The sequence below is a fragment of the Ramlibacter sp. genome (assembly GCF_035548915.1).
In the GTDB taxonomy this organism is placed as follows: Bacteria; Pseudomonadota; Gammaproteobacteria; order Burkholderiales; family Burkholderiaceae_C; genus Ramlibacter.
In genome coordinates, this window is the sequence record NZ_DASZSE010000035.1 from 1 (window position 1) to 24499 (window position 24499).

General features: G+C 68.6%; 20 protein-coding genes and 1 pseudogene. 15 read left to right on the forward strand and 6 right to left on the reverse strand.

Annotated elements, in window-relative coordinates; genetic code table 11:
- Nucleotides 1-51 precede the first annotated feature (51 nt).
- Together VHA82_RS13135 and xdhC are read right to left on the reverse strand one after the other, a co-directional pair.
- The gene (locus VHA82_RS13135) at nucleotides 52-1254 is read right to left on the reverse strand and encodes a urate hydroxylase PuuD (protein ID WP_325544319.1); all 1203 of its coding nucleotides are present in this window, start codon (nucleotides 1252-1254) and stop codon (nucleotides 52-54) included.
- A gap of 171 nt (nucleotides 1255-1425) precedes the next feature.
- Nucleotides 1426-2232 carry a xanthine dehydrogenase accessory protein XdhC gene (gene xdhC, locus VHA82_RS13140; protein WP_325544321.1) on the reverse strand — a complete coding sequence of 269 codons (807 nt, stop codon included), beginning with the start codon at nucleotides 2230-2232 and terminating at the stop codon, nucleotides 1426-1428.
- Nucleotides 2233-2368: 136 nt separating this feature from the next.
- Between xdhC and VHA82_RS13145 the strand changes: the two genes are divergently transcribed.
- Entirely contained in the window at nucleotides 2369-2908 is a 540-nt protein-coding gene (locus tag VHA82_RS13145; protein ID WP_325544323.1) for a hypothetical protein, read from the forward strand.
- 68 nt (nucleotides 2909-2976) lie between these two features.
- Here VHA82_RS13145 and uraH read toward each other — a convergent pair whose 3' ends face one another.
- On the reverse strand, nucleotides 2977-3330 hold the full coding sequence (gene uraH, locus VHA82_RS13150) for a hydroxyisourate hydrolase (protein WP_325544325.1): 354 nt from the start codon (nucleotides 3328-3330) through the stop codon (nucleotides 2977-2979).
- Between the two features lie 70 nt (nucleotides 3331-3400).
- Here uraH and VHA82_RS13155 point away from each other — a divergent pair, with 70 nt between their 5' ends.
- The 13 genes from VHA82_RS13155 (at nucleotide 3401) to VHA82_RS13215 (ending at nucleotide 17776) form a co-directional block, all read left to right on the forward strand.
- Entirely contained in the window at nucleotides 3401-4069 is a 669-nt protein-coding gene (locus VHA82_RS13155) for a GntR family transcriptional regulator (RefSeq protein ID WP_325544327.1), read from the forward strand.
- Complete coding sequence (gene puuE, locus VHA82_RS13160; protein ID WP_325544329.1) at nucleotides 4066-5007, forward strand: allantoinase PuuE; 942 nt, start codon at nucleotides 4066-4068, stop codon at nucleotides 5005-5007. Before VHA82_RS13155 ends, puuE begins: the two co-directional genes overlap by 4 nt.
- Nucleotides 5008-5021: 14 nt before the next feature.
- Nucleotides 5022-6842, forward strand: a complete 1821-nt coding sequence (uraD, locus tag VHA82_RS13165) for a 2-oxo-4-hydroxy-4-carboxy-5-ureidoimidazoline decarboxylase (RefSeq protein ID WP_325544332.1) — start codon at nucleotides 5022-5024, stop codon at nucleotides 6840-6842.
- On the forward strand, nucleotides 6839-8080 hold the full coding sequence (locus VHA82_RS13170) for a M20 family metallopeptidase (RefSeq protein ID WP_325544334.1): 1242 nt from the start codon (nucleotides 6839-6841) through the stop codon (nucleotides 8078-8080). Before uraD ends, VHA82_RS13170 begins: the two co-directional genes overlap by 4 nt.
- A gap of 168 nt (nucleotides 8081-8248) precedes the next feature.
- Nucleotides 8249-8836 carry a TetR/AcrR family transcriptional regulator gene (locus VHA82_RS13175; RefSeq protein ID WP_325544336.1) on the forward strand — a complete coding sequence of 196 codons (588 nt, stop codon included), beginning with the start codon at nucleotides 8249-8251 and terminating at the stop codon, nucleotides 8834-8836.
- The gene (locus tag VHA82_RS13180) at nucleotides 8833-9291 is read left to right on the forward strand and encodes a cobalamin B12-binding domain-containing protein (RefSeq protein ID WP_325544338.1); all 459 of its coding nucleotides are present in this window, start codon (nucleotides 8833-8835) and stop codon (nucleotides 9289-9291) included. The genes VHA82_RS13175 and VHA82_RS13180 overlap by 4 nt, the downstream gene beginning before the upstream one ends.
- A gap of 1 nt (nucleotide 9292) precedes the next feature.
- Nucleotides 9293-10957, forward strand: coding sequence for an acyl-CoA mutase large subunit family protein (locus VHA82_RS13185; protein ID WP_325544340.1), 1665 nt, complete (start codon nucleotides 9293-9295; stop codon nucleotides 10955-10957).
- A 4-nt stretch (nucleotides 10958-10961) separates the two neighbouring features.
- Complete coding sequence (locus VHA82_RS13190; RefSeq protein WP_325544342.1) at nucleotides 10962-11708, forward strand: ArgK/MeaB family GTPase; 747 nt, start codon at nucleotides 10962-10964, stop codon at nucleotides 11706-11708.
- A 96-nt stretch (nucleotides 11709-11804) separates the two neighbouring features.
- Nucleotides 11805-12587, forward strand: coding sequence for a GntR family transcriptional regulator (locus tag VHA82_RS13195; RefSeq protein ID WP_325544344.1), 783 nt, complete (start codon nucleotides 11805-11807; stop codon nucleotides 12585-12587).
- Between the two features lie 61 nt (nucleotides 12588-12648).
- The gene (locus VHA82_RS13200) at nucleotides 12649-13653 is read left to right on the forward strand and encodes a tripartite tricarboxylate transporter substrate binding protein (RefSeq protein ID WP_325544346.1); all 1005 of its coding nucleotides are present in this window, start codon (nucleotides 12649-12651) and stop codon (nucleotides 13651-13653) included.
- A complete protein-coding gene (locus VHA82_RS13205; protein ID WP_325544348.1) occupies nucleotides 13650-14447 on the forward strand; it encodes a phosphosulfolactate synthase in 798 nt (265 codons plus the stop codon). Before VHA82_RS13200 ends, VHA82_RS13205 begins: the two co-directional genes overlap by 4 nt.
- 14 nt (nucleotides 14448-14461) lie before the next feature.
- Nucleotides 14462-16723, forward strand: a complete 2262-nt coding sequence (locus VHA82_RS13210) for a DUF3604 domain-containing protein (RefSeq protein WP_325544350.1) — start codon at nucleotides 14462-14464, stop codon at nucleotides 16721-16723.
- Between the two features lie 60 nt (nucleotides 16724-16783).
- Nucleotides 16784-17776 (forward strand): tripartite tricarboxylate transporter substrate binding protein, encoded by a 993-nt coding sequence (locus tag VHA82_RS13215; RefSeq protein ID WP_325544352.1) that lies wholly within the window; start codon nucleotides 16784-16786, stop codon nucleotides 17774-17776.
- A gap of 269 nt (nucleotides 17777-18045) precedes the next feature.
- Here the strand turns inward: VHA82_RS13215 and VHA82_RS13220 are convergent, their stop codons facing one another.
- Together VHA82_RS13220 and VHA82_RS13225 are read right to left on the reverse strand one after the other, a co-directional pair.
- A complete protein-coding gene (locus VHA82_RS13220; RefSeq protein WP_325544355.1) occupies nucleotides 18046-19806 on the reverse strand; it encodes a thiamine pyrophosphate-binding protein in 1761 nt (586 codons plus the stop codon).
- Entirely contained in the window at nucleotides 19790-21469 is a 1680-nt protein-coding gene (locus tag VHA82_RS13225; protein WP_325544358.1) for an AMP-binding protein, read from the reverse strand. Before VHA82_RS13225 ends, VHA82_RS13220 begins: the two co-directional genes overlap by 17 nt.
- 154 nt (nucleotides 21470-21623) lie before the next feature.
- Between VHA82_RS13225 and VHA82_RS13230 the strand changes: the two are divergent.
- A pseudogene (locus tag VHA82_RS13230) lies at nucleotides 21624-23126 on the forward strand (MDR family MFS transporter); the annotation flags it as partial.
- Between the two features lie 532 nt (nucleotides 23127-23658).
- On the opposite strand, the gene VHA82_RS13235 reads toward VHA82_RS13230, so the two are convergent.
- Complete coding sequence (locus tag VHA82_RS13235; RefSeq protein ID WP_325544362.1) at nucleotides 23659-24396, reverse strand: metallophosphoesterase family protein; 738 nt, start codon at nucleotides 24394-24396, stop codon at nucleotides 23659-23661.
- Nucleotides 24397-24499 lie beyond the last annotated feature (103 nt).

The window sequence follows — 24499 nt, forward strand, 5'->3', positions numbered from 1 at the left end:
CCGGTAGCCGCACGGTGACCGCGGGCGGCACGACGAGGCTCGGGGCACGCCTTACCGGACCTTCGCGCCGCCCTGGAACCACTGCGCCAGCAGCGCGCGCTCGTCGTCGGTCATGCCGGTGGCGTTGTTCATCGGCATCGTCTTTTGCACCACGGCTTGCTGGTACACGGCCTGCGCGTGCGCCGCGAGGCCCTCGGGCGAATCCAGCCGCACGTTCTTCATCTGCACCTGCGAGCCGTGGCACAAGTAGCAGCGCTGCGCAACCACATGACTCACCTGCTCGTACCCGACCTGCGCGGGCGCGGCCTTCGCGGCTTCTCCCGTCGCCGTGGGCGCCATCCATACGCCCAGCGCGAAGATCGCGGCCAGCCCCGTCAACGCGTAGCCGATCGGGTGACCGTTGCGCCCGAGCTTCCAGCCGTGACGCATCACGAAGAACTGCCGGATCGCCGCGCCCGCGAACATCATGAGGATCAGCACGACCCAGTTGTACTTGTGCGTGTAGAGGAAGCCGTAGTGGTTGGACAGCATCGCGAAGAGCACGGGCAGCGTGAAGTAGGTGTTGTGCACGCTGCGCTGCTTGCCGCGCACGCCGTGGATCGGGTCGACGGGCTTGCCCTCCTCGATCGCCTTCACGACCTTGCGCTGGCCCGGGATGATCCAGAAGAGCACGTTGGCGCTCATCGAAGTCGCGAGCATCGCGCCGACCAGCAGGAAGGCCGCGCGCCCCGCGAACCAGTGGCACGCGAGCCACGAGGCGATGCACACCAGCACGAGGACGAGCGCCCCGACGATCGCGTCGCCGTGCTTGCGCTGCCCGAACGCCTGGCAGATGGCGTCGTAGCAGACCCAGAAGACGAGGAGGAAGCACACGGCGACCGAGACAGCCACGCCCGGCGACCAGTTCATGAGCGACTTGTCGATGAGGTAGGTGCTCGCGCTCCACAGATACGACACGGTGAAGAGCGCGAAGCCCGACAGCCACGTCGAATAGCTTTCCCAGAAGAACCAGTGCAGGTGCGGCGGCAGCCGCGGCGGCGCCACGGCGTACTTCACCGGGTGATAGAAGCCGCCGCCATGCACGGCCCAGAGTTCGCCGGTGGCGCCTTCGCCGCGCAGCCTCTCGTCCGCCGGCGGCACGAGGCTCGAATCGAGGAACACGAAGTAGAAGGAAGAGCCCACCCACGCGATCGCGGTGATCACGTGCACCCACCGCAAGAGGAGGTTGGCCCAGTCGAGGAGATAGCTTTCCATGGCCGTCTATCCGAAGGACCTGCTCACCACCGCGGGCGCTCTGAGCAGACGAAGGCCGCGCTTCCCGATCGGGCCCGGATGCCGGCCGGCGTTGGAGGCCGGCGCGGCGGATGCCGTTTCGAGTGCCCTTGCGACACATTCTGTGGACCGAAGTGTATACACGTTTTCATTTCATGCAAGAGGGTCGCGTGGAATCTGCAGAAGCTGCGCCGCGACGGCGACCGCGATCACCTCGGGCTCCTTGCCGGCGATGCCCGGCACGCCGATCGGGCACGTGACGCGCGCGAAGTCCGCCTGCGCGAAGCCGCGCGCTTCCAGGCGATGGCGAAACACCGCCCACTTCGTCTTGCTGCCGATGAGACCGATGTAGGACAGATCGGCCCGCTCGCGCTGGCGCTCGAGGCAGGCCGCCACGATGTCCAGGTCCTGCGCATGGCTGAAGCTCATGACGAGAACGCGCGAGTTCGCGGCGAGCTCGCGCACCGCCGAGTGCACCGGGTCCGAATGCTCGCAATGCACGTTGTGAGGCACGCCGGCGGGAAAGATCTCGTCGCGGCTGTCGATCCACGTGACCTCGAATGGCAGCGTGCCGAGCACGTGGACCAGCGCGCGGCCGACGTGGCCGCCGCCGAAGAGCGCAAGCGGTGCGCGCTGCGCTGCCAGACGATGCGTGAGCGGCGTCGCGTCCTGGCCTGCCGCGACCTTCTCGAAGCGAAGAAACACGACGCCGCCGCAACACTGACCGAGCGTCGGGCCCAGTGGATAGCGGCGAATCTCGTCGCCGGTCGCACCCGCGAGCCTGCGGCGCGCTTCGCCGATCGCTTCGAATTCGAGATGACCTCCGCCGATCGTGCCCACCACGTCGTTGCGCAAAACCGCCATCCATGTGCCTTCTTCACGCGGCACGGACCCCTGCGTGCGTTCGACCCACACCAGCACCGCGTCTTCCCGCGCGAGGCGTTGCGTGATTTCATTCATGCATTGGCCGCTTTACAGTGCTTCGAATCGCAAGAAGGCGCCGGGAGCGTAACGACTGTCCCTGTAGGACGGGTCCGACCCGTTGTAGGCCAGTGCTCAGCTTGCTAGCCTGAGCGCACAACCCATGGGACCCATCATGAAGCATTACTCTTTCGCGCGCCATGGCCACGCCGCGGCCGTCTGCGCGGCCGCCTTCGCGGCACTGCTGGCCGCCTGCAGTTCCACGCCGCCGACCCCGGAGGCTGCGCAGGCACGCGTCGATCCGCAGCCCGCACCCGCGCACGAGGGCCCGGCCGACCGGCTCGTGGCCGAGCATCCGGGTCGGGCGGCGCAGGTGTCCGACGCACCGACGCCGAGAGCGTATCGCCATGACGCGGCCGAACACATCTACGCGCACAACAGCACGCGGATCTTCAAGGGCCGCCTGCCGCCGCTCCTCTACGCCGTGGGCGTGCTGCAGGTGGATGTCGACGGGCGCGGCAACGTGCAGAAGATCAGCTGGATGCGCGCGCCCAGCCATGCGCCGGAAGTGATGCACGAAATCGAGCGCACGGTGCGCGCCGCGCAGCCCTTCCCCGTGCCCGCGCGCATGGGCCACGTCACGTACACGGACACGTGGCTGTGGCACAAGAGCGGCAAGTTCCAGCTCGACACCCTCACCGAAGGGCAGGACTGAGTCTGCGGCACGCGAGGACGAGCGGCCTTCGGGCCGCTTTTTCATGGGCGTCGCCGCATGCCGCGCCATCAGGACCCGCGGTAGGTGGAATAGCTCCACGGGCTCACGAGCAGCGGCACGTGATAGTGCTGCGCCGTGTCGGACACGCCGAAGTCCAGCGCCACGCGATCGAGAAAGGGCGGCTCCGGCAAGTCCTCGCCCCTGCCGCGGAAATACGCCGCCACGTCGAACACGAGCCGGTAGGTGCCCTTGCGCAAGGCCGCGGTGTCGATGAGCGGCCCCTGCGGATTGCGCCCGTCGGCATCGAGCGCGAAGCGCTTCAGAAGCGTCGCCGCGTCCCCTTTCGTCGAATACAGCTCCACGCCCATGCCGGCGGCAGGCGTCCCGTGCATCGTGTCCAGAACGTGCGTGCTCAGGCCCATGACTCGATTCTCCAGATTTTGTGGACGGGAGTGTATACACTTTTTGGATTTGCGGCTATCATTCGCGCCCATGGAGTCCACCACGGCCACGCACGCGATCGTCGAGGCCATCACGCGCGCGATCGTCGATCACCGCCTGCAGCCCGGCACGAAGCTCGCGGAACAGCGGCTCGCCGACCACTTCGGCGTCTCCCGCACGCTCGTGCGTCAGGCCCTCTTCCAGCTCAAGCAGAAGCACCTCGTCGACATGGAGCCGGCGCGGGGCGCCTTCGTCGCGGCCCCCACCGTCGAGGAAGCCCGCCAGCTGTTTCAGGTCCGCCGGATGATCGAAACGGAAATGGCGCGCGAACTCGCGCGAGTCTGCACACCCGCCATGGTGCGGGCGCTGAAGGAACACATGGCGAAGGAGCGCGCGGCCGTCGGCCGGCGCGACGCGGCCGAGGGCATGGAGCTCCTCGGGGACTTCCACGTGCGAATGGCCGAGCTCACGGGCAACGACGTGCTCGCGCAGATCCTGCGCGACCTCGCCTCGCGCACGTCGCTCATCACCCTCATGTACCAGCGCGAAGGCGCGGCCGTGCATTCGCAGGAGGAACACGTGGAGCTCGTGAAGGCGCTCGCCGCGCGCGACGACAAGCGCGCCGGCCGACTGATGAACGAGCATCTGCATCACGTCGAGGAAAGCCTCGCCTTCCATCGGCCGGTGCCGACGCACGACGTCTCGGTGGCGCTCTCATGAACGGCATCTACGACTCGACGGCGGCCTATCCGCGCGACCTCGCCGGCTACGGCCGCCAACCGCCTCACGCGCGGTGGCCCGGCCAGGCCCGCGTCGCCGTGCAGTTCGTGCTGAACTACGAGGAAGGCGGCGAAAACGCGGTGCTGCACGGCGACGCGGGTTCGGAGCAGTTTCTCTCCGAGATGTTCAACCCGGCCTCGTATCCCGATCGCCACCTGAGCATGGAAGGCATCTACGAATACGGCTCGCGCGTGGGTGTGTGGCGAATCCTGAAGGAATTCGAAAGACGCCGGCTTCCGCTCACGGTCTTCGGCGTCGGCATGGCGCTGCAGCGCTATCCCGAAATCGCACACGCGTTCAGGGAACTCGGCCACGAAGTCGCCTGCCACGGCTGGCGCTGGATCCACTACCAGAACACCGACGAAGCGACCGAGCGCGAGCACATGCGCCTGGCCATGGAGGCCATCGAACGCATCACCGGTGAAAGGCCGCTCGGCTGGTACACCGGGCGCGACAGCCCCAACACTCGCCGCCTCGTCGTCGATCACGGCGGCTTCGAGTACGACAGCGACTACTACGGCGACGACCTGCCGTTCTGGATGAAGGTGGCCCGCACGGACGGGCGCGTCGTGCCGCATCTCGTCGTGCCTTACACGCTCGACTGCAACGACATGCGCTTCGCGCTGCCGCAAGGCTACTCGCACGCCGAGCCCTTCTTCGCCTACATGCGCGACACGTTCGACGCGCTCTACGCGGAAGGCGAAGAGGCGCCGAAGATGATGAGCGTCGGCCTGCACTGCCGCCTCGTCGGGCGGCCCGGGCGCATCGTCGCCCTGCAGCGCTTCCTCGACCACATCGAAAGGCACGACCGCGTCTGGGTGTGCCGCCGCATCGACATCGCGCGCCACTGGAAGCAGGCGCATCCTTTCCGGGGCTGATTCGCACTCCGACCATGACACTCACACTCGACATCCTCAACCGCGCTTCCGAGGCCGAGGCCACCGGGCTGCTCGAAGGCGTGTACGAGCATTCGCCCTGGATCGCGCGCGAAGCACTCGCAAAGCGGCCCTTCCGATCCATCGCGCATCTGAAGCACGCGATGGCGAGCGTCGTGCGCGACGCGGGGCGCGAGCGGCAGCTCGCGCTGATCCGCGCTCACCCCGAACTCGCGGGCAAGGCGATGATCGCGAAGGAACTCACCGCCGAGTCGACGAGCGAACAGTCGAAGGCGGGCCTTGCGAGCTGCACGCCCGAGGAATTCGCGAAGCTGCAACGCCTCAACGCCGAGTACAACGCCAAGTTCGGTTTTCCGTTCATCCTCGCGGTGCGCGGTCCGCGCGGGACGGGCCTCACCCGCCGGCAGATCATCGAGACTTTCGAGCGGCGCTCGGACAACCATCCGGACTTCGAGCTCGCCGAAGCGCTGCGCAACATTCACCGCATCGCGGAGCTGCGGCTGAACGACAAGTTCGGCGCCGTTCCCGCGCTCGGCCATCTCGTGTGGGACTGGCACGAGGCGCTCGCGCGGCACAGCGACCCGGAGTTCATGGAGAAGGGACAGCTCACCGTCACCTATCTCACCGACGCGCATCGCGCGTGCGCCGCGCAGATCGTTGAGGTGATGCGGGAGGCGGGATTCGATGACGTGTCGGTCGATGCGGTGGGAAACGTCGTCGGGGTATATCATGCGAGCCCCCACGCGAGCTCTCCCGCCAACCCGCCCCCGGCGGGGGCGAGCGCAAAGCGCCTTCTCACCGGCTCGCACTACGACACCGTGCGCAATGCGGGCCGTTACGACGGGCGCCTGGGCATCTTCACGCCGATCGCCTGCGTGCGCGAACTGGCAAGAAAGGGCGAGCGGCTGCCGTTCGCGATCGAGGTGATCGGCTTCGCGGAAGAGGAAGGCCAGCGCTACAAGGCGACTTTCCTCGGTTCGGGCGCGCTCACCGGCCACTTCGACACGAAGTGGCTCGACCAGAAGGATGCCGACGGCGTGAGCCTGCGCGATGCGATGAAACACGCGGGCCTCCCCATCGAGGACATTCCCGCGCTCCAGCGCGATCCGAGCCGCTATCTCGGCTTCGTCGAAGTGCACATCGAGCAAGGTCCGGTGCTGAACGAAATCGACCTGCCGCTGGGCGTCGTCACCTCCATCAACGGCGGCGTGCGCTACCAGTGCGAGGTGACGGGCATGGCAAGCCACGCCGGCACGACGCCCATGGATCGCCGGCGCGACGCGGCCTGCGCGGTCGCGGAACTTGCGCTCTACATCGAAAAGCGCGCGGGGCGCGACGGCGACAGCGTCGGCACCATCGGCATGCTGAACGTGCCGGGCGGCTCCATCAACGTGGTGCCCGGGCGCTGCCTCTTCAGCCTGGACCTGCGCGCGCCGAACGATCCGCAGCGCGATGCGCTCGCGGCGGACGTGCTGGCCGAACTCGCGGCGATCTGCGAACGCCGCGGCCTGCACTTCACCACCGAGCTCACGATGCGCGCCGCGGCCGCTCCGAGCGCACCCGAGTGGCAGCGACGCTGGGAAGCAGCGGTCGACTCGCTCGGCGTGCCGGTGCACCGCATGCCCAGCGGCGCGGGCCACGATGCGATGAAGCTGCACGAAATCATGCCGCAGGCGATGCTCTTCGTGCGCGGCGAAAACGCCGGCATCAGCCACAACCCGCTGGAAAGCACGACCAGCGACGACATGCAGCTCGCGGTCGAGGCATTCCAGAACCTGCTCGCCGACCTGGCTCACCTCGCGAAAGCATCCGCATGACACCCCACCACGAGCTCGACGCGTGGATCGACGCGCACTTCGACGAACAGGTCCGCTTCCTGCAGGAACTGATCCGCGTACCCACCGACACGCCGCCCGGCAACAACGCGCCGCACGCGGAACGCACCGCGGAACTGCTGGCCGACCTCGGGCTGAAGGCGGAAAGGCATCCCGTCCCGGCGGAAGAAGTGCACGCGTGCGGCCTGCAGTCGATCACCAACCTGATCGTGCGGCGCCGGTACGGCGAAGGCCGCACCGTCGCGCTCAACGCGCACGGCGACGTCGTGCCGCCCGGGGATGGCTGGACGCACGATCCGTACGGCGGCGAAATCGACAACGGCAGGATCTACGGCCGCGCCGCGGCGGTGAGCAAGTGCGACTTCTCGACGTTCGCTTTCGCCGTGCGCGCGCTGGAGTCGCTGAAGGCGCCGCTGAAGGGCGGCGTGGAACTGCACTTCACGTACGACGAGGAATTCGGCGGCGAACTCGGCCCCGGCTGGCTGCTGAAGCACGGCCTCACGAAGCCCGATCTGCTGATCGCCGCCGGCTTCAGCTATCAGGTCGTGACGGCGCACAACGGCTGCCTGCAACTGGAAGTGACGGTGCACGGCGAGATGAGCCACGCCGCCATCCCCGACAGCGGCGTGGACGCCCTGCAGGGCGCGACGCATATCCTGAACGCGCTTTATGCCCTCAACGCCGAATACACGAAGGTCGAAAGCCGCGTCGAAGGCATCACGCATCCCTACCTCAACGTCGGCCTGATCGAAGGCGGCACCAACACCAACGTGATCCCGGGAAAGGTCGTGCTGAAGCTGGACCGGCGCATGATCCCGGAGGAAGACCCGGCGCAGGTCGAGGCCTCGCTCGTCGCCACCATCCGGGAGGCGGCGAAATCGTTCGCTCCGCCGCGCGGCGGCAATGCGATCCGCGTGGACGTGAAACGCATGCTGCTTGCGCGCGCGATGGTGCCGCTCGCGGGCAACCAGCCGCTCGTGGAGGCGATTTGCAGGAACGGTCGCGAAGTCTTCGGCGAGACGATCCCCGCCGTGGGAACGCCGCTTTATACCGACGTGCGCCTGTACGTGGAGCGCGGCATTCCGGGCGTGATCTACGGCGCCGGCCCGCGCACCGTGCTCGAGTCGAATGCGAAGCGCGCGGATGAGAATCTCCTGCTCGAGGACCTGCGGCGCGCGACGAAGGTGATCGCGCGGACGCTCTACGACCTGCTCGCGTAAAGCGGCCGGCTACCGCCGACGGCGCCCTCACCCCAACCCTCTCCCAGAGGGAGAGGGAGCAATACCCTGGTGCCGGCGCGGCGCTCAGGTGGCGCACGAAAGACCGCCTTGACGGCTGGGTTCTCCGCTCTTATTCTTTAGCGAACAGTCGTCCGCTATTCAAACCCCGTGCCCGGACAGCTCACCCACGCCGACAGCCGCCGTTTCGAATTGCTCGATCGCGCGGCGGCCTGCTTTCGCCGGTCGGGCTTCCAGGCGACCAGCATCCGCGACCTCGGCCGCGAACTCGGGATGACGCCCGGCGGCATCTACGCCCATTTCCGGTCGAAGGAGGAGCTGCTGCTGGAGGTGTATACGCGCGGGGTGGAGGAGATCCTGGCCTACGTGCAGCAGGCCCTCGCCGAAGCAGGACCGTCCCCGGCGAACCGGCTGCGCGCGGCGATGCGCGCGCACGCCGAGTACCTTCTCTCGGGCGGGGACTACGCCCAGGTCGTGATCCGCGTGCTGCCCGACGAGGCGCCTGCTTCGATCCGCGCGCCCCTCACCCGCATGCGCGACCGCTACGAGGCGCTCTTCGTGGAAATCATTGCCCGGCTGCCGCTGCAAAGCGGTGTCGACGCCACGCTTTTTCGCCTGCTGGTGCTCGGTGCGCTCAACAGCGCGCAACGGTGGTACCGGCAAGGCAGACGCACTCCGCAGGACATCGCGGACTGCATGTTCCAGATGATCGCCGGATCGTTGAGGAAGACGCCATGACCGAAGCCCCATCCGCCGAATCGTTCCGGCCGCGCGTGCTCGTGACCAAGATCGGGTTCGACGGCCACGACCGCGGCAGCCGCGTGGTGGCCGCCGCCCTCCGCGACGCCGGCTGCGAGGTGATCTACACGCCGCCCTGGCAGCAGATCGAACACGTGGTGAAGCTCGCCACCGAGGAGGATGTGGACGTGATCGGCATCTCGTCGCTCGCGACGGACCACCTGATCGTGCCGAAGCTGATGCGGGCGCTTCGCGAAGCCGGGCTCGGCAGCACGCAGGTGATCGTGGGCGGCATCGTCCCCGACGAAGAGGTCCCGCCGCTGCTGGATGCCGGTGTCGCGGCAGTGTTCCATCCGGGCTCGTCGCTCCAGGACATCGCCGCACGCGTGTGGTCGCTCGCGAGCGCCTCGCGCGCGGAGCGTGCGTCGGAAATCGGCGGCAACGAGGGGGAGTGACATGACGGACTCGCACACCCCTGCCCCCGCCGCGGCGCAACAGCGCCTGCGCGAATGGGACCGGCGGTTCAAAGAGGAACTGCCGGATGCCCGCACGGTGCGCAACCGGTCCGGGCAGACGATCCAGCCGCTTTACACACCGCTCGATGTCGCGCCGCTCATGGAGATGCCGGGAGAGTATCCGTACACGCGCGGCATCTACACGACGATGCACCGGGGCCGCAGCTGGACGCAGCGGCAACTGATCGGGCTCGGCACGCCGGAAGACTACAACCGGCGGCTGCAGGACGTGCTCGCGCGAGGGGCGACCGCCATTTCGCTGCTGCCGTGCAATTCCGTGTTCCGCGGCTACGACATGGATACGGTGCATGCCGAACTGCTGGGCACCTGCGGGACCGTGATCAACACCGCGGAGCATATGGGCCGGGCACTGCGAGGCGTGGATATCAGGAACGTGTCGATCGCGCTGAACGATCCGACGCCGTTCACGCTGCTCGCGTTCCTGCTCGTCGAGGCCGAGCGGCAGGGCGTCGCGTGGGACCACCTGAGCGGAACCGCGAACCAGAGCGACTACCTGTCGCACTACGTCGCGAACCACATGTTCTACCGGCTCGCGCTCGGGGGCGCGCGCAGGCTGCTGGTCGACAAGATCGCGTTCTGCAACGCCCGCGTGCCGCGATACAACCCGCTTTCCATCGTGGGCCAGCACATGCAGCAGGCGGGCGCGACCCCCGCCGAGGCGATGGCGTTCACCTTGAGCAGCGGCGTGCAGTACGCGCGTGACTGCATCGCGGCGGGCATGGACCCGGACCGCTTCCTTCCGCGATTCACGTTCTTCTTCGACGTGTCGATCAGCTTCTTCGAGGAGATCGCGAAGTTCCGCGCCGGGCGGCGCGTCTGGGCGCGGCTTGCGAAGGAAAAGCTGGGCGCCCGGTCCGAACGGTCGTGGCGCTTCAAGTTTCATGCGCAGACCTCGGGCGCGGACCTCACGCGCCAGCAGCCGATGAACAACATCGCACGGGTCACGGCGCAGGCGATGGCGGGCATCTTCGGCGGGCTGCAGTCGCTGCACACCGACGCCTTCGACGAGGCGATTTCGTGTCCCACGGCCCAAGGCGCGCAGATTGCCGTCGCGACGCAGAACATCCTGCGATGCGAAGCCGGCCTCACGGACGTGATCGATCCGCTCGGCGGCTCCTACTATGTCGAAGCGCTCACCGACCGGATGGAAGAAGAGATCGTGCGGATCATGGCGATCGTCGAGGACGCGGGCGGGATGTTCGAAGCCACGCGGTCCGGCCTCGTGCAGAAGATGATCGGCCGCTCGGCGCTGAGGTTTCAAGAGCGGGTCGAAGCGGGAGAGCAGCAGATCGTGGGCGTCAACTGCTATCAGGCGCCCGAGGAGTCCTTCCCGCATCCGGCCCTGGAGCGGCCGCCGAAGCAGGAGATGGAACGGTTCATCGCGGAATTCAGGCGCTGGAAGGAAGCTCGCCCGGCGTCGCAGGTGCGCTGCGCGCTCGATTCGCTGGCGCGAGCGGCCGACGATGGCGAAGCCAACGTGTTCGAAGCGGTGGTCGATGCGGTCCGCGCCGGTGCCACGCACCAGGAAGTCTGCGACCGCCTGCGCGACACCATGGGTTTCGGGCACGTGCAGGCGTTCGTGTAGAGGAATGCCCTCCTCCATTCCTTCGCGGTTGCTGCAGGGCGTCGTCGCGGGCGATGCGCGCTCGCTCGGTCGCGCGCTCACGCACGTGGAAAGCAGCGGGACTGACGCGAGCGAACTGGAAGCGCAGTTGAGAAGCGCGGGCGTGAACGTGGCCGACGCGCGCGTGATCGGCGTGACGGGCGCGCCCGGCGCGGGCAAGTCGACGCTGGTGGATGCGCTTTTGCGCCGGCTCGCGGTGGACGGGCGGCGGATCGGCGTGCTGGCGGTGGACCCGTCGAGCCCGCGAACCGGCGGCGCCGTGCTCGGCGATCGAACGCGCATTCGCGACGCGGCGCTGCTGCCGAACGTCTTCATCCGCTCCGTGGCCAGTCGCGGCTCGCCCGGTGGGGTCGCCCGGGCCGCGGCGGCGATGCTCCTCTTGCTGCGTGCGGCGGGCTTCGCGCTCATCATCGTCGAGTCCGTGGGCGCGGGTCAGGGGGAACTCGCGATCGCCGACGTGGTCGACACGACGCTCGTCGCGGTGCCGCCGGGGCTTGGAGACGAGGTGCAGGCGTTGAAGGCGGGCATTCTCGAGATCGCGAACGTCCTCGTCGTGACCAAGGCGGACCTGCCGGGCAGCGACATCGCATTCGAGGACTTGAGCCACGCGATGGCGATGGGGTTGCGCGCCGAAAGGCCACGCATCGTGATGGTTTCGTCGACCACCGGCGCGGGCATGGGCGAACTGGTGGAGTTGCTGCGCCTCGGCTGAGCCGGGTTACAGAGATCGTGTGGCGAGATCGCCCCGGGGGGTCAGGAGCTCTATAGCTCTATTGCATCCGCTGCCAGAACGTGCTTTACTCCGCCCGTGCCCGCCGCCTCCGCCTCCGCCTCCCCCATCCTCGCGCGCTTCGCCGAACTCCCCACCGCCGCGCCGAAGCACGCCCGCCTGCGCGACGCCATCGCCTCGGCGGTCGAATCCGGGGAGCTGCCGGTGGGCAGCAAGGTCACGGGCGAACGCGAACTGAGCGAGGCCCTCGGCCTGAGCCTCGGCACCACGCAAAAGGCGCTCGGCCGCCTCATGGAAGAAGGCTTTCTCGTGCGCAAGCACGGCCACGGCACTTTCGTGGGCCGGCCGCGCAAGGCGGTCGCGGGCTCGTGGCACTTCCGCTTCGTGCCGCCCGAGGGCGGCGCCGAACTGCCCGTCTTCACCACCGTCGTCGAACGCGAGATCGTCGCCGCGACCGGCCCCTGGTCCGAGGTGCTCGGCGCCGATCCGAAAGGCTACGTGCTTCTCAAGCGCCAGGTCGACATCGACGGCCGCTTCCTCTGCGCAAGCCGCATGTACCTGCCCGCATCGCGCTTCGGGCGCCTCGTGCGCATGGCCGCAAAGCGCCTCGCGGATACCAACCTGAAGGAAGTGCTGGCCGAGGAATTCGCCGCGCCGACGCTCTCTTCCGACGGCCTCGCGTTCACGCGGCCCATCGAAGCGGCGGACGCGCGGCTCATGCGGATCAAGCCCGGCACGGTCGGGCTGCAGGCGCACATCACGGGCCGCACTTTCGCGCGCGTGCCGATCACGTTCCAGGTCATGAGCGTGCCGCAGGTGCCGTACGCCCTCAAGCTCGATTTCAACCCGCCCGGTGCCTGACGCCTCACGCGCCCGAGCGGATCGCAGTCCACCCGAACACACACTTCGAAGGAGTCGCCGGATGAAACGTTCGAGCTTTCTCGCCGCCGCGATGTATGCCGCGATTTACGCCGCGATGTGCGCCGCGCTGTCGCTCGCGTTCGCGCCGCCCGCCCTCGCGCAGGCATGGCCGACGCGCCCCGTCACGCTGCTCGTGCCGTACGCGCCGGGCGGCGGACACGACACGATGGCGCGCCTCGTCGCCGAACGGCTCACCGCGAAATGGGGACAGACCGTGCTGGTCGAGAACAAGGCCGGCGCCAACGGCATGATCGGCGCCGAGTTCGTGTCGCACGCGCCGCCCGACGGCCACACGCTGCTCTTCGCCTCGCCCGCGGAAATCGTGATCGCACCGACCGCCTACAAGTCGATGCGCTACGACCCGTTCAACGATCTCGCGCCCGTGACGCTCGCGGGCATGACCCCGCTCGTCGTCGTCGCGAATCCATCCGCGGGCGTGAAGACCATCCCCGAACTGATCGCCAAGGTCAAGGCCAATCCGGGCAAGTTCAGCTTCGGCACGGCAGGCAACGCCAGCTCGCAGCACCTCGCGGGCGTCCTCTTGAACAACATGGCGGGCATCGACCTCGTGCACATTCCCTACAAGGGCGCGGGTCCCGCGACGACGGACGTGGTCGGCGGGCAGACGCCGCTTGCCATCGTCGGCATGGCGCCCGTGATGGGCTACATCAAGTCTGGCAAGCTCGTGGCGCTCGCGGTGACGCAGTCGCGGCGCGCTTCCTTCGCGCCCGATATTCCCACGGTGGCCGAGACGCCCGGCCTCGGGGGATTCGAGGCGACGCACTGGATGGGTGTCTTCGCGCCGGCAAAGACGCCGGCCGACATCGTGAAGAAGGTGCAAGCCGACATCCACGACGTCGTGAACGCGCCCGACATGAAGGCGCGGCTGCTCTCGCTCGGCATCGAGCCCGTGGGCAGCACGCCCGCCGAATTCAAGTCCTTCCTCGCCGCGGACCGCGACCGGTTCGCGCGCATGTTCAAGCTCACCGGACTCTCCCCCGAATGACCGCACCCGCTCCCTTCGGCTTCGTTCCGATCGACACGCGCCGCAGCACGGCCAAGCCGCGCACGAAGGGCCTGTCGATGGTGATCGACGACGGCCTGCCCAACGGCTACCTCGCCGACGTGCTGCGCACCGCCGGCGCGCACATCGACATCATGAAGATCAAGACCGGCCTCTCGCGCCTTCATCCGCGCGACGTGCTGGTCGAGAAGCTGCAGATGCTGAAGGCCGCGCAGGTGCGCCCCTTCATCGGCGGACAGTTCCACGAATACGTGTTCGCGAAGATGGGCGAATCGGCGCTGCCGCGCTTCTACGACGAAGCCCTTTCGCTCGGCTTCGACACCATCGAGATTTCCGACAACGTCGTGCCGCTCGACGACCGGCAGCGTCACGGCCAGATCGCCGGCGCGCGCCGCGCGGGGCTGCGCGTCTTCGGCGAGGTGGGCTCGAAGGAAACGCTCAGCAATCCGTCGCTGCTCGTGGAGCAGGCGCGCATCTGCTTCGATGCGGGCGCGGAGCTCGTGCTCGTCGAAGCGGCCGAACTGGTGCGCGACGGCGCGGTGCACGAAGAGACGCTGCGCGTCCTGCGCGAGGGCCTGCCCGCCGACCGCATCATGATCGAGCTGCCCGGCCCGTGGATCGCGGGCGTGAGAAGCTGCGACGTCGAATCCATGAAGAAGGCCGTGCTGCGCGAGTTCGGGCCGGACGTGAACCTCGCGAACATCGACGTGAAGACCATCATGGACACCGAAGCGCTGCGCACGGGGCTCGGCACCGCCGGGCCGCTGCACGACTGATCGCAAGGACCGCCATGCGCAACAACGCTTTCCACTCCACGTATCTGAACGACCGCGTCGGGCACGCGACCGTCACGCCCACGCACCCCGTCGAAGCCGGCGCGTTCGCATCCTTCACGCTCACGTACACGGCCGGCTACTTCGGCATCGACGACACGGGCGGCCTGAAGATCGTGCACCGCTTCGCGAGCGACATGGGCAAGCCCCAGTTCGACAACCCCGCCGGCTGGAACTACGTCACCGCCGAAGCGAGCAACGGCGCGGTGCTCGAGCTGCGCTACGACCAGAAGGGCAACATCCGCCCCTGGGACAAGACGATCGCGATCCGCGTGCAGCGCGGCTTTCTGCGCGAAGGCGACACCATCACCGTGCGCATCGGCGACACGCGCCAGGGCTCGCCCGGCATCCGCGTGCAGACGTTCACCGAGCCCACGTTCGAGTTCAAGGTGCTGGTCGATGCGTTCGCCACCTATAACTTCGTCGAACTGCCGATCCAGCCTTCGGTGCCGGTGGAAGCGGGGCCGCCCGTGCTCTACAAGGCAGTGCTGCCCACGCAGCGCCGCGCGGGAGAGACGTTCGCGCTCGGCTTCAAGGGCGAGGACAAGTGGGGCAATCCGAGTCATCGCGTGCAGGGCCGCTTCACGCTCGAGCCATCGCTGCCGGTCGTGGGACTGCCTTCGGACATCCACATCGAGGCAGGCTCGCTCGCGACGAGGATCGAATCGCTTTCGGTGCGCGAGCCCGGTGAGCTGCGCATCGCGGTGCGCGATGCGGACGGCAGGATCGTGTGCACCAGCAACCCGCTGCGAATCGCGGCGGCGGTCGAACTGCTGCCGTTCTGGGCCGACCTGCACGGCCAGTCGGAGGAAACGATCGGCACCAATTCCGCGCGCGAACTGATCGAGTTCGCGCGGGACCGCGCCTTCCTCGATGCGATGAGCCACCAGGGCAACGACTTCCAGATCACCACGCCGTTCTGGGAGGAACTCAATCGCCTCACCGCCGAATACAACCGCGACGGCGAGTTCATCGTGTTCCCGGGCTACGAGTGGTCCGGCAACACCGGGCTCGGCGGCGACCGCAACGTGATGTTCCGCGACGAGGGACGCCAGATCCACCGTTCGCACCACGCGCTCGTCGAGGACATGAGCGACGTCGCGACCGACGCCAACAGCGCGGCCGACCTCTTCAAGGCGCTCGAAGGCGAGAACTGCGTCGTCTTCGCGCACATCGGCGGGCGCTACGCCGACATCCGGCAGGCGCACGACGCGAAGATCGAACGCTCGATCGAAATCCACTCCGACTGGGGCACGTTCGAATGGCTGCTCGAAGACGCGTTCGAGCAGGGGTACCGCGTGGGCATCCTCGCGAATTCCGATGGGCACAAGGGGCGGCACGGCGCGAGCCATCCGGGTGCGTCGCTCTTCGGCGCCTACGGGGGTCTGTCGTGCCTGCTCGCGCGCGAGCTCACGCGCGACGCGCTCTTCGAGGCGCTGCGCAAGCGCCATCACTACGCGACGACGGGCTGCCGAGCGCACGTGGACGTCCGCGTGAAGTTCGAGCAGCCGGCGGAGCTTTTCGACGACGACCCGCAGCTCGGCGGCCGCGTGTGCGACACCGTCACGTCGGCTCGCATGGGCGACATCCTGCGCTCGAAGGACGATGCCGTGACGTTCGATGTCGACGTGGCTGCGGGCGCGCCCATCGAACGCATCGAGCTGCGCAACCGCATGCGGGTACTGGAGACCTGGCGGCCTTACGCCGCGGCCGATCTCGGACGGCGCATCCGCATCCTCTGGGAAGGCTCCGAATACCGCGGCCGCGGCAGGCAGAGCGTGTGGGACGGTTCGGCCACGCTCGCGGGCAATGCGTTCGAACGCTTTTCGCAGATCAACATGTGGAACCTCGACAAGCAGGTGCGGCAGATCGAAGCCGGCAAGCTTGCCTGGACGGCGCTCACCACAGGAGGCTTCGGCGGCGCGGACGTCATGCTCGCGAACGCGAACGCCGGAACGCTCACGATCGACACGCCGCTCGTGAAGGCGCGGATGCCGGTGGAGTCCATCGGGCTCGAGGACACCGTGCTCGATTCGGGTGGGGGCATCGCGCGGCGCATGCGCCTGTTCCGGTTGCCCGAGAACAACGATGCGCACAACGCGAAGTTCTCGCGGCGGATCGAGCGCGGCGTTGCGGACACGGAAGATGCTCTTTACGTGTGCGTGACGCTGGAAGACGGGCATCGCATCTGGTCGAGCCCGGTGTATCTGATGCGATGAAGGCGGCGCGCGCATCGGTTGCCCCGCCCCTGCAAATTCAACCCATTGGAGATGTCCCCGATGAATCTGGATCGAGCCTTGACCTGCGCATACCGTGCAGCCGCTTGCACGGCACTCGCGTTCTCGCTTGCCTCGGGCGCGCATGCGCAAGCCCGCTTTCCTTCGCACGCCGTGAAGCTGCTCGTGCCGCTGGCCGCGGGGAGCACCGCCGACATCCTGTCGCGCACGATCGGTGCGGAGCTCGAAAAGTCACTGGGCCAGCCCGTCGTCGTGGATGACAAGCCCGGCGCGGGCGGCACGATCGCGATGGCCGAACTCGCGCGCTCCGCGCCCGACGGTCACACGATCGCGTTCGCTTCGCAAGGCACGCTCGTCTTCAACCAGGCGCTGTATTCCAAGCCCGGCTACGACTCGCTGAAGGACTTCGCGCCGATCCTCCTCGTGGGCGGCGTGTCCAACGTGATGATCGTGCCGCCGAAGAGCCCTTACAAGACCGTGGCCGAGGTGATCGCGGCCGCGAAGGCCAAGCCGGGCATGATGTTCTCGTCGGGCGGCAGCGGCACGTCGCATCACCTGTCGGGCGTGCTCTTCGGGCAGATGACTGGCACGCAGCTCACGCACGTGCCGTACAAGGGCGCGCCGCAGGGCATAGTCGCGGTGATGACGGGCGAAGTCGACATGGGCTTCTTCAACACGCCCACCGTGATCGCGCAGATTCGGGAGAACAAGCTGAGGGCGCTGGGCGTGACGAGCGTGAACCGTTCGCCGCTGCTGCCCGATCTGCCGACGCTCGACACCAGTGGCGTGAAGGGCTACGAGGTGAACACGTGGTTCGGCTTCGTCGCGCCCGCGGGCACGCCCGGCGAGGTCGTGAGCCGGCTGCACGACGAGATCGCGAAGATCGTGCAGACACCCGCCGTGCGCGAGAAACTCGCGGCGCAGGGTTTCGAACTCGCGCCCGTGCAGGCCCCCGCGGCGTTCAGTGCGTTGATCAAGGAAGACATGGCCAAGTGGCCGCCGATCATCAAGGCCGTGGGCGCGAAGGTGGATTGAACCGCCGTCTCGTCATTCCGAGGGCGAGAATCCAAGGCTGCAGGCGCGACCGCCGTGCCGTCATTCCCGCGAAGGCGGGAATCCAGGGGCTTTTGGACGCCCTGGATTCCCGCCTTCGCGGGAATGACGGAGTCACACAGCCGGCATGCTCCCCGCCCGATGCCACCTCACTTCAGCGAGCGAGAAATCCCCCGTCCACCGGATAGCAGGCTCCGTCACGAACATTCATCGACGCAAAACGGCGGCCGCGCGATGCTCCAGCCAACCCCTCACATCGACAGCGACCCCTCGCGAAACGCCGTCTTGTCCAGCCACACGTTGATCAACGCCGGCCGGCCCGCGCGCGCAGCGGCGCGCGCACGAGCGACGGCTTCGGGGAACTCCGCCAGCCTGCGCACGACAATCCCTTCCGCGCCGAACCCTTCGGCCACTCTGTGATAGTCGGTGCGGGCCAGCACCGTCGCCACGTCGTCGTGCAGCATCTTCACCTGCTCGCGAGCGATCTGCGTCCAGCCCGCGTCGTTGCCGACCACCGCGATCACCGGGATGCGATGCCGCACGAACGTGTCGAACTCCGCGAGCCCCCAGCCGCAAGCCCCATCGCCGAAGACGATCCACGGCTGGGCATCGGGCCGCGCGAGCGCCGCGCCGAGCGCGAATCCCGCGCCCACGCCGAGCGTGCCGAAGGCGCCCGGGTCGAGCCAGCTCAATGGCGTGCGCGGCCGAAGCACGTACGACGCCGTCGCGACGAAGTCGCCTCCGTCGGCCACCAGCAGATCGCCATCGTTCAACTCACCGTCGAGCGCACGCAGCAGCGCGAGCGGATTCACGAAGTCGCCTTCGGCGCGCGCTTCCTCGTCGATCTCGCGTTCGCGCGCGTCGTCGCGCTCGCGCAGTTGCGCGATCCACCGCGGCCATGCGCCGCCGCCTTGCCTCGCGGCCAGGTCGCGCAGGAACGCGCCCGCATCGCCGATCGCCGCCACTTGCGGGCGGCGATTCAGGAACGCGTCCTTGCGGCTGCGATTGATCGCCACCAGCGTCGCACTGCGCCGCACGTGGCGTCCGTAGTCGAGCCGGAAGTCGCACGGCACGCCGGCCAGCAGCACGCAATCGGCCTCGCGCAGCGCCTCGCGCCGCTTGTGCCGCATGTGCAGCGGGTGATTCGCGCCGAGCAGCCCGCGCGCCATGCCCGAGAGATACACCGGCACGCCCATGCGCGCCACCGCCTGCGCGAGCTCGCCGGCCCGCGGCGCATCGGCCATCGCCTGGCTGCCCACGATCATCAACGGCCGCTCGGCGCGCCCGAGCGCTGCGAGCGCGGCGCGCAGCGCGGCATCGCCGGCATACGGCACGTCGATCGCACGCGCGCGCGGCTCGACGGGCGCGTCCGCACCCTCGAACATGCGGCGCACGTGCCGCGCCAGGTACCAGCGCAATAGGCGCTCCGCCGCCGACGTGCCGTGGCCGCTCGCGTCCGCATACCACTGGCGAATCGAGCCTTCGTCGTAGAGCAGATCCACCGGGCACTCGATGAACACGGGCCCGGGAATGCCGCTTTGCGCCACCGCGAACGCTTCTTCCACCGACGACGCGAGATCGCGCACGCGCACGAGCTTGATGAAGCGCTTCACGTGCGGCGCGACGAGCGGCCGCTGGTCGATGTCCTGCAAGGCGCCGCGCCCCTGCAGCGCCGTCGGCGCGGCGCCCCCCAGCAGCACGAGCGGCGACTGCGCGAGCTGCGCGTTCTTCAGTGCCGTGATCGTGTTCGTGATGCCGGGGCCGGCGGTGACGGCCGCCACGCCCGGCACGCCGGTGAGCCGCGCCGCCGCATCGGCCGCGAAGACCGCCGTGACTTCGTCGCGCACGTCGACGATGCGCATGCCGCGCGACTTCGCAGCCGAGAGGATCGGCGAGATGTGGCCGCCGCAGAGCGTGAACACGAATCGCACGCCGTGCGCTTGCAGCGCGGCGGCCACGCGGTCGCCGCCGTGGCGAACGGCGCGGCCTGTTTCATCAGGCCCAGACGACACTGTCCGCCCCGCGGTCCCATTCCGCCCGGTGCTGCGCGGCGTCCGCCTCGATGCGCGCGCGCCGCACCTTCATCGTCGGCGTGAGGCGGCCGTTCTCGATGCTCCAGGGCTCTTCGACGACGACGATTCGTCCAAGCCGCGCATGCGCCGGCAGCGCCGCGTTCACGCGATGCAGCAGCTCCGACAGTTCGCGATTCACCTCCGCGCGAACGGCGGGGTCCTTCTGGCGGGCGCGCAGGTCTTCGGCCAGCATGACCATCGCATAGGGCTGCGCCTGTCCCGAGCCGGTCACGACCGAGAGTTCCACCATCGGGTCGGCGTTCAGTTCGTTTTCGATGGGTGCGGGCGAGATGTATTCGCCCTTGCTCGTCTTGAAGAGTTCCTTCACGCGCCCCGTCACCTTGAGCAGTCCCCGGCCGTCGTGTTCGCCCAGGTCGCCGGTGCGGAAGAAACCGTCCTCGGTGAAAGACTGCGCCGTGAGTTCGGGCTGCTTCCAGTAGCCGCTGCACTGCCCCGGCGAGCGCACGAGTATCTCGCCGTCGTCGGCGAGCTTCACCTCCACGCCGGGGAGCGGCACGCCCACGTAGCCCGGCGCGTGGGCGCCTTCGTTGGAAGCGTGCGAGAACGAGTTGTCCTCGCTCATGCCGTAGCCTTCGAAGAGATTGAGGCCGATGCGGCGGTACCAGGAGATGAGCTCCGGCGGGATGGGCGCGGAGCCGCTCGCGGCAACGTACACGCAGTCGAGGCCCAGGCCCTTCAGCACCTTGCGCGCGACGAGGCGGCCCACGAGCGGCAGCGAGAGCAGGACATCCAGCATGCGCGGCGGCAACTTCGCGTAGACGCCCTGCTGGAACTTGAGCCACAGGCGGGGCACCGAAATGAAATGCGTGGGCCGGGCGCGCTGCAGGTCCTCGATGAATGTGTTGAGCGACTCCGCGAAGTAGATGCGCGTGCGGCCGTCCATCAGGGAGCACGCCTCGATCCAGGTCCGCTCGAAGCTGTGCGCGAGCGGCAGGTACGAGAGCGCTCGCGCGGGTTCGTGGCGCGGGATGCGATTGCGCAGGTCGGCCTGCACGCCTTCGGCCACGCGCGAGATCGCGCGAAAGCTCGTCATCACGCCCTTGGGCGTGCCGGTGGAGCCCGAGGTGTAGAGGAGCATCGCGAGGTCATCGGGCTTGCGGCCGGGCCGGCCCTGAAGGGGCTGCGTGCGCGCGACGATTTCGTTCCACGGCTCCCCACTGCCCGCCGGCGCGAGCGGCAGTGCGATCCGCGGCAACCCTGCGGGCACGCCGGGCGCCTGCCTTTCCCAGAAGTCGAGTTTGCCCACGAAGAGCAGGCTCGCGCCGCTGTGATCGAGCACGTAGTGCACGGTCTCGGCCGTCTCGGTCGGAAAGATCGCCACCGTCGTATAGCCGCCGATCCAGATCGCGAGCTCCGCGATCACGAAGTGCGCGCAATTCTTCGACAGCAGCCCGATGCGCGCTCCCGGCTCGAGGCCGAGCCCGCGCAGGTGCGCGGCCATGCGCAGCGCCTCGTCCAGCACCTGCGCCCATGTGTAGTCGGCGACGCGGCCGTGGCCGAGCGGCTGCGTGAGGAAAATCTCGTTCGCGAAGCGTTCGGCATTCGCGTAGACGTGATCGAGCAGGAGCTTTTCCTGTGTCATGGCCCCCGCAGTTTAGGTTCTGCCCGGCCGTGGGTCCACACGGCCCGAGCGACTCTTGCGGCTTTGTTTGCCCTGGATCAGCTACTTGCCTGGAGCGCCTCGGGTCGATTTCCTACCCGCGGCGCGGCCGCGCCTGCCTAAAGTGAACCGGGCCATGTCCACCGCCTTGCCCCTTCCCGCCGCGGACGCGGCACCCTCGCCCCGCCGCCAGGTCCTCACCGCCTTCAGCGGCATCCTGCTCGCGATGTTCCTCGCCGCGCTCGACCAGACCGTGGTCGGCACGGCGCTGCCCACGATCGTGGGCGAGCTGGGCGGCCTCGACAAGCTCTCGTGGGTCGTCACCTCGTACCTGCTCGCGCAGACCGTGATCACGCCGATCTACGGCAAGCTGGGCGACCTGTACGGCCGCAAGAGGATGCTGCAGTCGGCGGTCGTCCTGTTCCTCGCGGGCTCGGTGCTGTGCGGCCTGTCGCGCAACATGTTCGAGTTGATCGCGTTCCGCGCGATCCAGGGCTGCGGCGGTGGCGGCCTGATGGTGACGGCGATGGCGGCCATCGCGGACCTCGTGCCGCCCCGCGAACGGGGCCGCTACCAGGGCCTGTTCGGCGCGGTGTTCGGCCTGTCGAGCGCGGCCGGCCCGCTCATCGGCGGCTGGCTCACGACGCACTGGTCCTGGCGCTGGATCTTCTACATCAACCTGCCGCTGGGCATCGTCGCGCTCGCGCTCGTCGGCGCGACGCTGCCTTCCGTGTCGCGGCGGGTGCGCCATCGCATCGACATTCCGGGCGCCGTGCTGCTGACCGTCGCGCTCACGTCGATCGTGCTCGCCACCGACATGGCGGGCGGCGCGTCCGGCTTCGAAGACTCGCGCGTGCTGGGGCTTGCCGCGCTCGCGCTGATGGCGATCGTTGCTCTTGCCTTCATCGAGCGCCGCGCGGCCGAGCCCGTCTTGCCGATGCACCTCTTTCGCAACCGCGCGTTCGTCGTCACCTGCGCGATCGGCCTGATCGCGGGCTTCGCGATGTTCGGCTCGGTCACTTACCTGCCGGTGTTCCTCCAGGCGGCCCGCGGCCAGAGTCCGACGGCCGCGGGCCTGCAGATGCTGCCGATGATCGGCGGCATGCTGCTGTCGTCGATCGCGTCGGGACAGGTCATCAGCCGGACCGGCCGCTACAAGGTCTTTCCCATCGCGGGCACGGCGCTCATGACGGTCGCGCTCTTTGTCCTGTCGCGCACCCTGTCGTCGCCGCTCCCCGTGATCCTCACGGCGGCGTTCGTGCTCGGCGCGGGCATGGGCCTCGTCATGCAGGTGCTCGTGCTGGCCGTGCAGAACTCGGTGGCTTACCGCGACCTGGGCGTCGCGACCTCGGGGAACTCGCTCTTCCGCTCCGTCGGCGGCGCGGTCGGCACGGCACTCCTGGGCGTGATCTTCGTCGCGGGCTTCGGCCACGATGCGACGTCGTTGCACGGCGCGGCGCTGGCGGGCGGCAGCCAGGGCATCAACCTGCATACGATCGCGAGCCTGCCCGCACCGGAGCGCGCGCAGTTCACGCAGCTGATCACGGACTCGATGGAGACGGTGTTTCTCACCGCGGCGGCGGCCGCGCTCGCGGGATTCGCGTTGAGCTGGGCCCTGCCCGAGCGGCCGCTGCGCGAGACGCTCGCCGCGGCCAGCGCCGACTGGGGCAAGGACGCGGGCGAAGCCGTCGCGATGCCCGAATCGCCGGAGCCGGACGAGGAACTCGTGCGCGGGCTCGCGGCGGTGATGGATCGCGACCTGAAGCGCGAGCACATCGCGCGCATCGTCGCGCGCGCGGGCTTCGACATCCGGCCGGCGGCCGCCTGGCTGCTCGCGCGCCTGTGCGAGGACCCGCAGGCGAGCGCGCGGACGCTGCAGGCGGCGTCGCCCTTCGAGCCGCGGGAGCTCGCGCTCGCCGCATCGGAACTCGTCACGGCCGGATGGCTTCAGCCGCGCCCCGAGGGCCCGGCGGGATGGAAGGTGAGCGAAAGCGGCTGCGAAGCGGCGGGCCGGCTCGTCGCGGCGCGGCGCGCGCATCTGGCGGACTTGTTCGCCGAGTGGTCCGGGCAGGAACGGGAGGAGCTGCGTTCGCTGCTCGCGCGTCTGCGGCTGGAGCTCGTGCCCGAGCCGCGGACGTGAATCGCCGGCGGCTCCTTTCAGTTCGTCCCGGTCACCTCGGCAACTCGAACAGCAGGAACGGCGGCTTGTCCGGCCGCGCACGCTGCAGCAGGGGCTTCGCCACGTTGTACACCGGCACGCCCGTCACCGTCTTCGCCTGCATCGTGCCGCGGTGCGCATGCCCATGGAAGATCGCATCCACCGGATACCGCAGCAACGGCTCCTCGAGCCGGCTGCTGCCGAGGAATGGATAGATGTCCACCGGCTCGCCCTCCACGGTGCCCACGATCGGCGAGTAGTGCAGCATCGCGATGCGCCGCAGCGTGCGCAGCTTCGCGAGCGCCGATTCGAGCTTGAGGGCCTCGTTCAGCGCCTCCTGCACGAAGACCTTGATCGCGGGCTCGCCCCACGCACCGAGCGAGCCGCGGCCGAAGCCGCCCGCGAAGCCCTTCGTGCCGGCGATGCCCACGCCTTCGATTTCCACGGCTTCGCCATCGAGCACGCGCACGCCGGCGTGTTTGAGCGTCTGCGTGACGACTTCCGGCGACGCCGATTCGTAGTCGTGGTTGCCGAGCACCGCAACCACCGGGATGGCCAGGCCGCCCAGCTCGTCCGCGAGGATCTTCGCTTCTTCGGCCGTGCCGTAGTCCGTCAGGTCGCCGCACAGGAGCAGCGCATCCGCCTCTTGCGCCGCCTGGGCGAAGAGGGGCCGCAAGCTCCCCGCCGAATCCTTCTTCACGTGCAGGTCGCCCACGACGGCGAAGCGCACGGTGCTGGCCGATTTGCCCATGGGCATCCACTGTGCCGCGCCTGCCACAGCCGGTCTGTAGGCCGGCGCTGACTTCGCTTGAGGTTGATCCTCCTCCCCGATTTGCCGCTTGCCGCCGTGTAGC

Coding starts and splice junctions, on each gene's coding strand:
- VHA82_RS13135 (WP_325544319.1), bottom strand. CDS start 1,254: ATGGAAAGCTATCTCCTCGACTGGGCCAACCTCCTCTTGCGGTGGGTG.
- xdhC (WP_325544321.1), bottom strand. CDS start 2,232: ATGAATGAAATCACGCAACGCCTCGCGCGGGAAGACGCGGTGCTGGTG.
- VHA82_RS13145 (WP_325544323.1), top strand. CDS start 2,369: ATGAAGCATTACTCTTTCGCGCGCCATGGCCACGCCGCGGCCGTCTGC.
- uraH (WP_325544325.1), bottom strand. CDS start 3,330: ATGGGCCTGAGCACGCACGTTCTGGACACGATGCACGGGACGCCTGCC.
- VHA82_RS13155 (WP_325544327.1), top strand. CDS start 3,401: ATGGAGTCCACCACGGCCACGCACGCGATCGTCGAGGCCATCACGCGC.
- puuE (WP_325544329.1), top strand. CDS start 4,066: ATGAACGGCATCTACGACTCGACGGCGGCCTATCCGCGCGACCTCGCC.
- uraD (WP_325544332.1), top strand. CDS start 5,022: ATGACACTCACACTCGACATCCTCAACCGCGCTTCCGAGGCCGAGGCC.
- VHA82_RS13170 (WP_325544334.1), top strand. CDS start 6,839: ATGACACCCCACCACGAGCTCGACGCGTGGATCGACGCGCACTTCGAC.
- VHA82_RS13180 (WP_325544338.1), top strand. CDS start 8,833: ATGACCGAAGCCCCATCCGCCGAATCGTTCCGGCCGCGCGTGCTCGTG.
- VHA82_RS13185 (WP_325544340.1), top strand. CDS start 9,293: ATGACGGACTCGCACACCCCTGCCCCCGCCGCGGCGCAACAGCGCCTG.
- VHA82_RS13190 (WP_325544342.1), top strand. CDS start 10,962: ATGCCCTCCTCCATTCCTTCGCGGTTGCTGCAGGGCGTCGTCGCGGGC.
- VHA82_RS13200 (WP_325544346.1), top strand. CDS start 12,649: ATGAAACGTTCGAGCTTTCTCGCCGCCGCGATGTATGCCGCGATTTAC.
- VHA82_RS13205 (WP_325544348.1), top strand. CDS start 13,650: ATGACCGCACCCGCTCCCTTCGGCTTCGTTCCGATCGACACGCGCCGC.
- VHA82_RS13210 (WP_325544350.1), top strand. CDS start 14,462: ATGCGCAACAACGCTTTCCACTCCACGTATCTGAACGACCGCGTCGGG.
- VHA82_RS13215 (WP_325544352.1), top strand. CDS start 16,784: ATGAATCTGGATCGAGCCTTGACCTGCGCATACCGTGCAGCCGCTTGC.
- VHA82_RS13225 (WP_325544358.1), bottom strand. CDS start 21,469: ATGACACAGGAAAAGCTCCTGCTCGATCACGTCTACGCGAATGCCGAA.
- VHA82_RS13235 (WP_325544362.1), bottom strand. CDS start 24,396: ATGGGCAAATCGGCCAGCACCGTGCGCTTCGCCGTCGTGGGCGACCTG.